Origin of the sequence: Methylicorpusculum sp. (genome assembly GCF_030651835.1) — a bacterium.
Classification (GTDB): Bacteria; Pseudomonadota; Gammaproteobacteria; order Methylococcales; family Methylomonadaceae; genus Methylicorpusculum.
Map to the genome: position 1 here is coordinate 1 of NZ_JAUSBX010000038.1, position 12,004 is coordinate 12,004.

Below are 12,004 nucleotides of genomic sequence, written 5' to 3' on the forward strand. Positions count from 1 at the left end.
TCGGCGCAAATAGGAATGTTTCTCAATTAGACGCAATCAGCGTGTCTGAGCGTTCGATCTGAAGGCAAAATTCCCGGAAAATCGTCATCAAAGCAACGGCGAAATTATAAAAAATTGAGTTTTCTTTCAGACACTATTTACGGCATCCTTTGACGGGCATCCCTGCTGCCGACATTCCCGTAAAGCTTACGCCCCCTTTTTTTATCATCAACCGTGGAATTGCTGGTTATCAGTGCTTTTCGCACAAGGACAGTAAACCTTGTAAAAGCGCCAGAGGTGTTGGGGGGCAACCTGCAATGACGGCATCTACCGGAATGACATTGGATACTGCACCACAACTGGCATAAGAAACGCCAAACTCACCTCCGCAGGCAGCACAATCACCTACCGCAACCACCCATTTCGGATCAGATGTGGCTTCGTAAGTGCGAAGCAAGGCTGTTTGCATGTGCCTGGAAACCGGCCCGGTGACCAGCAAAACGTCGGCATGACGGGGTGATGCGACAAAATGTATGCCGAAGCGCTCAATATCATAATATGGATTGTTCAAAGCATGAATTTCCAACTCGCAGCCATTACACGAACCTGCATCGATTTGGCGTATCGCGATGCTGCCGGTAAACTTCAGGTCTATATGGCGTTTGATTGCTATACCCAAATGTTCCAGTTCAGCATCCTTAGGCACCTTGACTGGCTCGGTAACAATCCCGGTAGTAAGAATTTTCTTAAACAGTCTTAGCATGCCCGCTCCCTATAAATCGTTCCCTGAATATGAGCCATTCAGGGATTTGTTACATACCGGAAAATCCGGAACAATGTTGTTCAGCACCAGTTTTTCCAGGACCGGCCAGTTCAGAATGCTGGGATCTCGTGGATAAAAACGCGAAATTTTATTGTCCGCATCGAAACGGAGAAATGTAACGATTTCGCCGCGCCACCCTTCAACAATACCCAATCCTTCACTTCCGGCAACAGGGACTTGCCAGTCATTCAGAATCTCTCCGGGAGAGAGCAAGTCAATAAACTGCTCAATCAGTTTTAGTGCCGCCATTATTTCCTTATAACGTATCCAAAATCGGGAAGCGATATCCCCCTGGCTTTCCACCGCGACTTTAAATTTGACTTGATCATAAGGCGGATAAGCCAAGTCTCTTCGCACATCAAAATCCTGACCGCTGGCCCTGCCGACATATCCGACGGTGCCGTAAGCTGTGGCTATGTGTTCCGGCAAAAAACCTGCGGTGTAAACGCGGTCTTCCAGTGATGAGTTCAAATCCAGTGCGGTGATGATATCGGTCAGTTCCTTTCTGAGCTGGATAATATCCTGCTTGATCAGGCGACCCTCTGAATCCGAGATATCGGATTTAACACCGCCCGGAATCACGCAATCCATCAACAAGCGATGGCCAAACACTGACGCATTGGTTCGTAGCCAGTTTTCACGTACGCGGGTGAATTGCATTTGAGCAAACACAAAAGCCACATCATTACAAATGGCTCCGATATCACCCAAGTGGTTGGCCACCCGTTCGCGTTCGGCAAGAATGCCGCGAATCAGGGCCGCCCGACCCGGTATTGATAAAGCTGCGGCTTGTTCCATAGCCATGCAAGCGGCCCAACTGTGGCTTACCGTGGTGTCGCCGGATACCCGCCCGGCTAAACGCGCCAAAGCTTGCGGCGTTCTGCCTTCGGCTATTTTTTCTATACCTTTATGCACATAGCCTAAGCGCTCTTCCAAATTCAGAATCAGCTCGCCCACTGCCTGAAAGCGAAAATGGCCGGGCTCGATGATCCCGGCGTGTACCGGACCCACAGGAATTTCATAAGTCCCTGCCCCATGCGATCTGATAAAAGGGTAATCCATATCGGGCGGGGTAATATTTTCAGGAGAACCCTGTGCCGGAAAATCTTTACGTAATGGATGAGTGTGTTTATCCCAGGCTTTATGCCGCGTCCAGGGCCGCTTATCGGGATGCCCAATGAATTTGATGCCGAACATATCTTGAGTATGGCGTTCGCTTCGACTCGCCGCTGGATAGATACTGGCCTGGCTGGGTAATTCGGGCTTTTTACAGCCTATCCTGGTGCGTACAAGCAGAAAAATGCCCTGTTTTTCAAACAAGGCATGGACCGTGAATTGTTCACCGTTTTGCTCAGCCCAACCTGCCGACCAACGCAAGCCTTGAAGCATGGATACTTCAGCAAGTGGGTGCCAGTCTTTGGCGCTAATCTCCCACAATACAGCGGGTTGGCTGTGAGTGAGTTCTTGCTGATCAACGACAATACCGGCCTCTTCAAGTTGCTGGCGTAGCGTTTCAGTCCAGTTTAACGCATTCATAACGGCGTACTCCCCGAGATCAGTAAGGTAGCCTGTGAAAACCAGTTAGCGAGAAAATCCGGAATGGCTAAACCCAACCAAAAAACCAGTCCCAAATGGATGAACACTGGCCATAGATTGGCTTTGACCGGCAATTGACCTTCAGGCTGCTCGCCGAAGACCATGGGCTGGATATGTCTGAACAATCCGGCAAAGGCGATGCCTATGCCCAATAACAATACGGGCGCTAACCAGGGATAACTATGCATAGTCGCCAAAAGGACTAAGAACTCGCTGGTAAACACGCCGAAGGGAGGAAAGCCTGCAATCGCCACAGTCCCTATTAACAAGCCCCAGCCTATCTTGGGCTGAGTTTTGATGAGACCGCGGATCTTTTTAATATCTTGAGTGCCGGCCACTTGAGCGGCGTGTCCGACTGTAACAAAAATGGCTGATTTAGTCAGTGAATGCACGGTCATGTGCAGCAAGGCCGCAAATGTTGCCAGCGGTCCGCCCATCCCGAAGGCAAAAGTCATGATGCCCATGTGCTCGATGGAGGAGTAGCTGAACAGCCGTTTGATGTCTTTCTGGCGATGCAAAAACACTGCGGCCACCAGAAACGACAACAAACCAAAACCCATCATCAAGAGCCCGGCCGAATTATTCTGTGTAGCGCCATCGACCAGCATTTTATTGCGTACGACTGCATATAAGGCATCATTCAGCAATAAGCCGGACAATACGGCTGACATCGGTGTCGGACCCTCGGAGTGGGCATCGGGCAGCCAGTTATGCAATGGCACCAAACCGATTTTAGTGCCGTAGCCGATCAGCAAAAATACAAAAGCGATCTTTAAAATATCAGGATTGAGTTTATCGGCATTTTCGTAAAGCACGGACCACAGCAAGGCATGTTCGCTGTCACCGATTTGCACGGCGGCGTAATACAGCAAAATCGTACCGAAAAGTGCCTGGGCAATACCGACGCCGCAAAGTATAAAATATTTCCAGGCCGCCTCTATCGACTCAGGGGTTCGATACAGGCTGACCAATAAAACGGTCGCCAGCGTCGCACCTTCCATCGCCACCCACATCACGCCCATGTTATTGGTCGTCAAAACCAGATACATGGCCAGCATGAAGCCCTGATACATCGAGTAATACAATTTCAAGCGCCGGTCGTTTAGTTTGCCCAATTCTTTTTCGTGCGCCATGTACGGACCCGAAAAAATCGAGGTGGTCAAACCCACGAATGCGGTCAGCATGATCAGGTAAACATTGAACGAATCGATCAGAAATGCCTGGTCAGCCGAGTAAAGACTGCCGACGTTTAGCACCTTGACCGCCAACCAGATCGACGCCAGAAAGCTGAAGGTATTAAGGCCAATATTGACCTTGCCGGTATCGTCACGATGTCCGGTCAGACCGAAAAAGGCAATACCCAGAAACGGCACCAACAGCAGCACATAGGCAGCGATCATTGATCGATCTCATTCAGACGATTCAAGCGATCAACATCCAGCGAATCAATGCTGGTCCGGATATGAAAGAAAAAGATACCAAACAGTACGGCCGCTACCAGCACATCAAAGGCAATACCCAATTCGACCACCATCGGCATGCCGTTGGTAGCGACAATGGCCGCGAAAAACAAACCGTTTTCTATAGACATAAACCCCACCACATGGGCCACCGCCTGCCGATGAGAAATCATTAACAGCATACCCAGCAAGACTACCGATAAGCTGACCGCCAGTGCGTTGACCATGATGGTTGAAGAGCTTTGGACAATCGGATGAAGGACATAATAACTGAACACCATCAAACTGGCCCCGCCCAGCATCACCAAGGTCTTGTTTTCCAGTGCTTCAACATCCCGGTTCATGTGCATGGCCAAGACCTGCCGTCTCAGCATCCAGGGGATAAACATCACTTTAAGCACCAGCGTCAGCCCTGCCGAAATATAAAGATGATGATTATCCAGGCTGTAAGCAGACAGTGCCGCGGTCAGGGTCAATAACAAACCCTGTAGAGCAAACACAAAAATGAGTCGTAATAAGCGCCCTTGCCCCAGCATCAAAAAAGAAGCCAGTCCAATCAAGGCGGCCATCGACAAGATCGCTTGAGTATAAAAATCCTGTTGTTCGATATTCATCAGCGCGAAGCCTCCAGAATGATGTGGCTTAACATACCCAACAACCCCAACAAATAGGCAAAACTGAGATATTCCTGCACCCTGAACAAGCGCATTTTCGCGAGTAAGGTTTCGGAGATTGACAACAGAATGGCCAATAAGGCCAACTTGACTATGATTGCCAACAATCCGTAAGCGAGGGCTTGAATTGAAAAACCTTGGGCAATGCCCCAGGGAAAAAAGATGTTGGCAATCAATACGCCGTAAAGCATCAGCTTCACCTGGCTGGCCCATTCGATCAATGCGAGATGACGGCCACTGTACTCAAGTATCATGGCTTCATGAATCATGGTCAGTTCCAGATGGGTATCCGGATTATCGACCGGAATCCGTCCGGTTTCTGCGATGGCTACCAGCATCAGCGCAAACAGTGCAAACACAAACGAAGGCCTCAGCACCAAGCCTTCATTCAGAACATGTACGATGGCAAAAGATAAGTTAGTGGTCGAGGCCGTCATGGTCAGGGTAAAGATGGCCATCAACATCGCGGGTTCAGCTAGTGAGGAAATGGTCATTTCACGCGAGGATCCCATACCGCCGAATGCGGTCCCTATATCGAGCCCGGCCAGGGCCAGGAAGAACCGGGCGAAGGCAAAAAAGCCCACCAAAACGATCACATCCGCTATGGCGGCAGTTGGTAAATCAACTGCGATCAACGGCACTATCGAGGCAGCCAGCACCGTCGCGGAAAATATGATATAGGGCGCCCGGGTAAAAATCCACGAGGCGTGTTCCGCCACCACCGGTTGTTTGCGGGTCAGTTTTAATAACTCCCGATAAGGCTGCAACAATGAGGGGGCTTGTCGATTTTGTAAATGACATTTACACCATTTCAACCAACCGGCCAACAACGGTGCCAAGGCTACAAATAGAAGTGTCTGAAAGATCGCGAGTAACCATGTCATCAGCTGATCACCCACAACATAAGAATTAATGTGACAAACGAATAGCCCAAGTAAACACGAATATTTCCGGTCTGAATCCGGCCTACCTGTTTGGCCAGTTGATTGACACCATGCGTAATGGGCTGGTAAAGCCTTGGCCAGCTGTGATCCTGAACCTGCAAATGATAATGGACCGCTTTGACTTCCATATCCATCGCCCCCTGCATTTCTTTATCAACACGTTCATCTATCAGCCAGACCCTGGCAAAAATTCGCCGAAACGGCATGGTAAATGCGCTGCAGCTATATTGCATGCGGGGTGTTAAGCCCCCAAAACCGCAATCCCAGGCAGCCGCTCGCCGCATGGTTTTAGTTTCCAGATTCCGGCGCAGATACCAAAAGCTGATGCCTCCGGCAATTAATACGCCCACCAAGACCATAGGTGGAGAATAGGAAACTTTATTCGCAGAAACCGGCGCCAACCACAACCAGCTCAATGCGGTATCGTTAGGTAGAGATTGACCCAGCAACTGCTTGGCAACGCCATTCAATAAATTGATGATGAGGTTGGGAAAAATACCGAAAAAGAAGCACAAACCGGCTAACAATGCAGGACCGTATAACATCGATTTATCTTTGACTTCCTGAGCTTTTTCGCTGTTGCGCGAACGCGGCAAACCCAGAAAAATCATGCCGAACACCTTGACAAAACAGGCCGCAGCCAGGGCCGCAGTCAAGGCCAAAGCCGCTGCGGATACTGGAATGAGGCTGCGCAGTACCCCGTTGTCCAGCACATCGACCTGCAAGGCGGTCTGGAAAGCCAGCCATTCCGAGACAAAGCCGTTGAATAAGGGCAATGACGAAATGCTCATGCACCCCACTAAAAACAAAAAGCTGGTTTGCGGCATACGCTGGATCAGTCCACCCATCGTGTCGATATTCAAATCATGGGTTTGATGCTGCAGTATCCCCGCGCCTAAAAAGAGCAGGTTTTTGAAGAGAGAATGATTGAAGGCATGAAACAACGCAGCAAGAAAACCCAGTGCGGCAAGCTGAGGATGGCCATTAGCCATGAAAATCATGGACAATCCCAGCACCATGAAAATAATGCCGATATTTTCGATGGAACTGTAAGCCAACAGTCTTTTCAAGTTGGGTTGCATCATCGCGTATAAAATGCCGCCCACTGCGGATACCGTTCCCAGCACTAAAAGCACGACGCCCCACTGCCATTGCAGCTCACCGAGCAAATCGAAGCAAAACCGGATCAGGCCATAAACGGCCACCTTGAGCATCACGCCACTCATCAATGCGGAAATATGCGAAGGTGCTGCCGGGTGGGCTTCCGGCAACCAGACATGCACCGGCACTATACCTGCTTTCATGCCAAAGCCGAGTAAAGCCAACACAAAAGCGATACTTGCCCAGGTTGGTGATAAAGTGGCCTGTCGTAATGCATCAAAAGTAAACCCATCACTGAAACTGGCCAAGACACCAAAACTCAGGATGATGGCTAAAGCGCCGACTTGCGCCATCAATAAATAGATAAACGCGGCACGCCGATTAGCCGAGTGTTCATGCTGAAATGCGACCAGAAAATAACTGGCAACCGACATTAATTCCCAGGCAATCATAAAAAAGAAGGCATCGTCCGCCAACAATACCAATAACATTCCACCTACAAACAATCCGGTAAACAAGCCAAGCACCGCAAAGGGATTTTGGCTTTCCTGATAGAAGGCAACATAAGCCGGACCGTATAAACTGACGGCAATGACCCCAATACCGATGATCAAATAGAAAAAACCCGATAAACCGTCAAAGCGAACATGCCACGGCAACCAAGGCAGACCCAGTCCGATTTGATCCGTTAAACTGTCTTGCCCCATCATAACGGCGAGACCGGCAAGCACGGCAAAAACTCCGGATAAGCCAAGCAGAACAAACACCGCTCGCCTGTGCAAAGACGCATGTCGATTTTCCTCAAGGATTCTATCCAGAAATTTTCGGCAGCGTGGATAATGGAAGTCCGAAGTTAAATAACGCTGACTCAAGGCCATTAGCATCGCGCGCTGATTGGACAACAGAGCTAACAAGCCGGAAGCAAAACTGAGTAATACGGCGTTATAGGCAAGTATCATGGTCATCATGGTTTTGAGCTCTGCGGCGATTTGCGAAAATCAACTTCAAGCAAACTGCTTGTGCTGAACGACAAAGAAATAGCACCCTTTTTCAAGAACGAACATAACCGCTGATGGTTCAGCAGGACCAGAAATCCGGTTAGGAATCCAAGTCCGCTATGCAAATTTGCGTTCAGCTTGGCCAAGCCGCATGTCGAAGTAGACGCTTGCACTACCGGATTACCCATCGATTCCCCTCAGAACGTTAGCAGTTAGGCTGTCAATATGCCCCATAAGGCATTCGCTTACTGGAATTTTAAAAACCGAATGACACTTCTGGTTATTTTTTACTATTAAAATAGTATTATATCTACTTTATTATTATTTAAATAGTATTCTAACTCTGTTACTCCTACTGAAAAATCGGTCGACTTGGTTAAAGGTGCAGGCTATGCCTGTCAAAGCAGCCGTCCACGCGAGGCTTGACCGCAGCTTCCAAGCTGCCGACATCTCACCAAACAGACCGGATACCAGACGGTTTTTCAGTAATAACACATTATTTATAAGACAAAACAGCGAGCGAGAAGGGTCAGATCCAGACTGAATGGAGGCGTAAGATTATCTGTATACTTCGCGTGGCCACATTTGCGGATTTCTGACGCGCTATTTTGTCCGATAGCGGCGTTGCGAAAACAGTTACATAGCTTGCTATGCGCCTGTTTCCGCGCCTTGCTCTCGAACTATACCTTTCGCACTTCAAATTTCGGCAGTGCCTAAGGAGGCAACGGGGTGTTCGGCAAAGGCTTTGCCAGCATGGATGCTGGCATAGAGCCTACATGGATGTATTTACGGCGTCCTTTGACGGGCACCCCGATGCCGAATTTCGATCTACGATGAGTATAAATAGCATTGCCATAAAAGCCGCAAACATGACCGTGCAAAGTATAATTTTGATTGGGTTGTCTGCATTTCTCAGCTCAACAATTAATACCATGGCCTTGAAATGTTGGGTTGGCTATCGCCAACCGCAACCTATTCGGTGCATCAGCTTTTCATTCCCAATAGGTCAATGGGCAATTATCAAGCTGGGTTTAAAGTCGATTAACTATTTTAATGGTAATTTGAGCTGATTTCTTGGCTCATGGAAGACCCTAATTTTGCTTTGGCGATCGAGGGATCGATTTTAAGTACGGCAACAGGTAAAACGGCTTCCGTCAATAAAACAGAGGCTTCACGTCATTACATCAAGCCCAAAATCCGATAATCCCCTTGTGTGTTCAACATGATAGTAATGGGTGATTGCGATTTATTCTCCCAATACCAGCCATGTGGCCCTTCAAACTCAGCGGTTAATGTTCCGGCAGAATGATTTTCAGTACTGATCTTAAAGCTTTTGAAGTAACCGGATTTATCCCCTTTTGGTTCGCCATGAAGATCGAAATAGACATGAGCGCCCTCTGTTTTCCAGGCATAATCCAATTTAGCGCCTTTCAGCAGATGAAACTTATATTCCAAACCACTGTGACCGGGAACCACAAGTGTGACCGAATCGGACCATTCGGCCAACTGGTCTTTGCAGGAAGCCACTACAGGACGGCCCTTGGAAGAGCCTGACAATGCGCTTAAGCCCATCATTTTCCCGAATCCGGTTGGATCAATGCCATATTCTGCGGGCAATACCGCGGTTATTAAAACAATGAACGCCAACAGCATCGCAAGCGTGCTGGCTAAAACAAGCGACTTTACTGATTGAGCCGGAGGATAAGTATCCTTCATAAATTTAGCCATTGGTTAGAAACCCTGTCATTTGGTAACCGAACAAAACAAGTCCGCCTGTCATTAAAAAGGTATTGGTTGCAGTTGAAAACGAATAAAAACTTTCATGTCTGCGCCAAAAATTGAGTGCGATCAAAATAAAAAGTAGCGCGATAAACTGGCCTAACTCCACTCCGACATTGAAAGCTAGTAAGTTTGTCCATAAATCCAGTTGCGGCAAGTCAAAGTCCTGTAATTTGGTCGCTAAACCAAATCCATGAAACAAGCCAAAAATCAGCACCGCAATTTTTGTATTGGGTTGAAAGCCGAACAAACACCGAAAGCCGCCCAGATTATCAAAACCTTTGTAGACAATTGAGAGTCCTATAATGGCATCAATTACAAAAGGATTCACCGCGATCTGGTTTAACACACCCCCTAATAGAGTCAAGCTATGCCCCAGGGTAAACAAGCTGACATAAATCAATACATCTCGGGTACGGAACAAAAAGAAAATCACGCCAATAAGAAAAAGGAGGTGATCATAACCGGTTACCATGTGCTTGGCGCCGATATAAAGAAAAGGCCCTATGGCTGTTCCATGGTTAGCCAATAAAAAACGCTCAGTATTGACATCAACGCCATGAGCCAGAACACCGAAACTCAGCAAAAATATCAGAAATGGCAGGCCAATTCGTGTTAAGGGTGTCATCGTTAAAAAATCCTGTTTTTAAGTAATTGGAATAAGATTGTCGCTCTATCTGTAGTTTGATGCCATAACGCATTTTTACGCTGATATAAATAGCATCTCCGTCGTTGCCGTTTGCCGGTTGAGTAAATACTGTTCAGATCAAGCTAAGCCTTGCCAATTTAGGATTGCCAAGTCACGCGAAAGCCGATAATAATGAATCCAGTGAGACATTTAGGTCCAACGGTCGGAGAGCTAATTTATGACCACCCTGCTAAAGCCACCCCCTAACGGTATTTTCAACCGCTTTATCAACTCATCACTGGATGAACTGTTGGCAGAACACCTTGCTGTCAATGCGGAAGACCATGCATTGGCTTTATTTCAACGCTGTGCGGTCGAGGTGCCTGCTTACCGCCACTTTCTTGCCACACGACAAATCAATCCGGCTGACATAACGACCTATCAGAAATTCCTCGATCTGCCGCTGATGGGTAAAAGCGATTACATGCAAACGTATCCGTTACCGGATCGCTGCTTCGGCGGCAGTCTAAAGGGTGCTGACCGGGTGGCCGTTTCTTCCGGTTCTACCGGTCAGCCGACGTTCTGGCCTCGCTCTGCAACTTATGAACTGGATGTGGCGCTCCGGTTCGAACAGGTGTTTCACGACAGTTTTCGCGCTCACGAACGCAGCACTTTGGCAATCGTTTGTTTTGCTCTGGGTAACTGGGTAGGAGGCTTGTTTACGACATCCTGCTGCTGGCATTTGGCTCAGAAAGGTTATCCGCTGATGGTGGCGACACCGGGCAATAATAAGTCCGAGATTTTTCGCGTAGTCCGCGAATTAGCGCCTCATTTTGATCAGACGGTGCTGTTGGGTTATCCGCCATTTGTCAAAGACGTGATCGACGCCGGTATCGCCGAGAACATTGACTGGCACAATTTCCACGTCAAATTGGTCTTTGCCGGCGAAGTGTTCAGTGAGGAATGACGAGAGTTGATCGGCCAGCGCACCGGATCGACAGCGCCGTGTTTTGATTCCGCATCGCTCTATGGCACGGCTGATGGCGGGGTACTCGGCAACGAAACGCCGCTGAGTATCGCCATTCGCCGCTGGTTCGCCAGGCATCCGGCCGCCGCACGACAACTGTTCGGTGAATCGCGTTTGCCGACGTTGGTACAGTATGATCCTGTCAGCCGATTTTTCGAAACACAAGAAGGCACTTTGGTCGTGTCCGGCGAAAACAGCGTACCTTTGCTGCGTTATCACATTGCTGACAAGGGCGGCTTAATTCGTTTCGATGAAATGAGGGCATTCCTTGAGTCACAAGGTGTAAAGGCTTTGAACCAATTAGATCTGCCCAACGATTTTCAACCTCGAGAATTACCCTTTGTCTATGTATTCGGCCGAGCTGACTTTACGGTGTCTTACTACGGCGCCAATATTTATCCGGAAAATGTAAGTGTTGGCTTAGAGTATCCTGACATTATGGGTTGGGTCACCGGTAAATTCGTTTTGGAAACACGGGAATCCGGCGATGGCGATAAGATTCTGCACATTGCCGTAGAGCTTTTACCCGGTATGGCAGCAAACGAAACCATGGCGCCGATGATTGCCGAGTCCATACGCAAAGAGCTGTTACGTCTGAATAGCGAATTTGCCCATTACACACCCACTGAACGACAAATGCCTCAGGTTAGCCTGCATGCTTTTGCTGACCCCGAGTATTTCCCTGCCGGCGTAAAACATCGCTATACCCGAAAATAGCAAAGTACCGGTAATCAGCAATTCCCAGCTTGAGGGTTTCAGCGTCATTCTGGGTTAGAAAAAGCCTTTCGAGGAACGCCGTAAACCCTTCCATGGGGGCTTGACAGCAGCATCCCTGCTGCCGACATCCTCAAAAAGCTTCCCCCAGCCCTTTTTTTGCTTCAAATTGAGAATTGCTGGGACTCCTGTGATATACACAAAAGTTATGATAAAGTTTGATCCGTCTTGGAACTGATTGAATAATTTTATATTTAGGCAGTTGCAGACCTAACAATAAT

General features: G+C 48.4%; 10 protein-coding genes. 2 read left to right on the plus strand and 8 right to left on the minus strand.

What is annotated here, in order from left to right; all coding sequences use genetic code 11:
• Positions 1 to 229 precede the first annotated feature (229 nt).
• The 8 genes from Q7V32_RS04565 to Q7V32_RS04600 form a co-directional block, all read right to left on the minus strand.
• Complete coding sequence (locus Q7V32_RS04565) at positions 230 to 742, minus strand: NADH-quinone oxidoreductase subunit B family protein (RefSeq protein ID WP_304895799.1); 513 nt, start codon at positions 740 to 742, stop codon at positions 230 to 232.
• 9 nt (positions 743 to 751) lie between these two features.
• Complete coding sequence (locus Q7V32_RS04570; RefSeq protein ID WP_304895800.1) at positions 752 to 2,338, minus strand: NADH-quinone oxidoreductase subunit C; 1,587 nt, start codon at positions 2,336 to 2,338, stop codon at positions 752 to 754.
• The gene (locus Q7V32_RS04575; RefSeq protein WP_304895801.1) at positions 2,335 to 3,798 is read right to left on the minus strand and encodes a hydrogenase 4 subunit F; all 1,464 of its coding nucleotides are present in this window, start codon (positions 3,796 to 3,798) and stop codon (positions 2,335 to 2,337) included. The genes Q7V32_RS04570 and Q7V32_RS04575 overlap by 4 nt, the downstream gene beginning before the upstream one ends.
• Positions 3,795 to 4,472 (minus strand): formate hydrogenlyase, encoded by a 678-nt coding sequence (locus Q7V32_RS04580; RefSeq protein WP_304895802.1) that lies wholly within the window; start codon positions 4,470 to 4,472, stop codon positions 3,795 to 3,797. The genes Q7V32_RS04575 and Q7V32_RS04580 overlap by 4 nt, the downstream gene beginning before the upstream one ends.
• Positions 4,472 to 5,416 carry a respiratory chain complex I subunit 1 family protein gene (locus Q7V32_RS04585; protein ID WP_304895803.1) on the minus strand — a complete coding sequence of 315 codons (945 nt, stop codon included), beginning with the start codon at positions 5,414 to 5,416 and terminating at the stop codon, positions 4,472 to 4,474. The genes Q7V32_RS04580 and Q7V32_RS04585 overlap by 1 nt, the downstream gene beginning before the upstream one ends.
• The gene (gene hyfB, locus Q7V32_RS04590; RefSeq protein WP_304895804.1) at positions 5,416 to 7,545 is read right to left on the minus strand and encodes a hydrogenase 4 subunit B; all 2,130 of its coding nucleotides are present in this window, start codon (positions 7,543 to 7,545) and stop codon (positions 5,416 to 5,418) included. Before hyfB ends, Q7V32_RS04585 begins: the two co-directional genes overlap by 1 nt.
• 1,209 nt (positions 7,546 to 8,754) lie before the next feature.
• Positions 8,755 to 9,303, minus strand: a complete 549-nt coding sequence (locus Q7V32_RS04595; protein WP_304895805.1) for a hypothetical protein — start codon at positions 9,301 to 9,303, stop codon at positions 8,755 to 8,757.
• Complete coding sequence (locus Q7V32_RS04600) at positions 9,296 to 9,982, minus strand: HupE/UreJ family protein (RefSeq protein ID WP_304895806.1); 687 nt, start codon at positions 9,980 to 9,982, stop codon at positions 9,296 to 9,298. Before Q7V32_RS04600 ends, Q7V32_RS04595 begins: the two co-directional genes overlap by 8 nt.
• 238 nt (positions 9,983 to 10,220) lie before the next feature.
• Between Q7V32_RS04600 and Q7V32_RS04605 the strand changes: the two genes are divergently transcribed.
• Both Q7V32_RS04605 and Q7V32_RS04610 read left to right on the plus strand, forming a co-directional pair.
• The gene (locus Q7V32_RS04605; RefSeq protein ID WP_304895807.1) at positions 10,221 to 10,949 is read left to right on the plus strand and encodes a phenylacetate--CoA ligase family protein; all 729 of its coding nucleotides are present in this window, start codon (positions 10,221 to 10,223) and stop codon (positions 10,947 to 10,949) included.
• Positions 10,950 to 10,955: 6 nt separating this feature from the next.
• Positions 10,956 to 11,726 (plus strand): hypothetical protein, encoded by a 771-nt coding sequence (locus Q7V32_RS04610; protein WP_304895808.1) that lies wholly within the window; start codon positions 10,956 to 10,958, stop codon positions 11,724 to 11,726.
• Positions 11,727 to 12,004: the final 278 nt, after the last annotated feature.

Excerpts from the sequence above, each read along its gene's own strand:
- Q7V32_RS04575 (WP_304895801.1), bottom strand. The coding sequence starts at position 3,798 with ATGATCGCTGCCTATGTGCTGCTGTTGGTGCCGTTTCTGGGTATTGCC.
- Q7V32_RS04600 (WP_304895806.1), bottom strand. The coding sequence starts at position 9,982 with ATGACACCCTTAACACGAATTGGCCTGCCATTTCTGATATTTTTGCTG.
- Q7V32_RS04570 (WP_304895800.1), bottom strand. The coding sequence starts at position 2,338 with ATGAATGCGTTAAACTGGACTGAAACGCTACGCCAGCAACTTGAAGAG.
- Q7V32_RS04580 (WP_304895802.1), bottom strand. The coding sequence starts at position 4,472 with ATGAATATCGAACAACAGGATTTTTATACTCAAGCGATCTTGTCGATG.
- Q7V32_RS04565 (WP_304895799.1), bottom strand. The coding sequence starts at position 742 with ATGCTAAGACTGTTTAAGAAAATTCTTACTACCGGGATTGTTACCGAG.
- Q7V32_RS04595 (WP_304895805.1), bottom strand. The coding sequence starts at position 9,303 with ATGGCTAAATTTATGAAGGATACTTATCCTCCGGCTCAATCAGTAAAG.
- hyfB (WP_304895804.1), bottom strand. The coding sequence starts at position 7,545 with ATGATGACCATGATACTTGCCTATAACGCCGTATTACTCAGTTTTGCT.
- Q7V32_RS04585 (WP_304895803.1), bottom strand. The coding sequence starts at position 5,416 with ATGACATGGTTACTCGCGATCTTTCAGACACTTCTATTTGTAGCCTTG.
- Q7V32_RS04605 (WP_304895807.1), top strand. The coding sequence starts at position 10,221 with ATGACCACCCTGCTAAAGCCACCCCCTAACGGTATTTTCAACCGCTTT.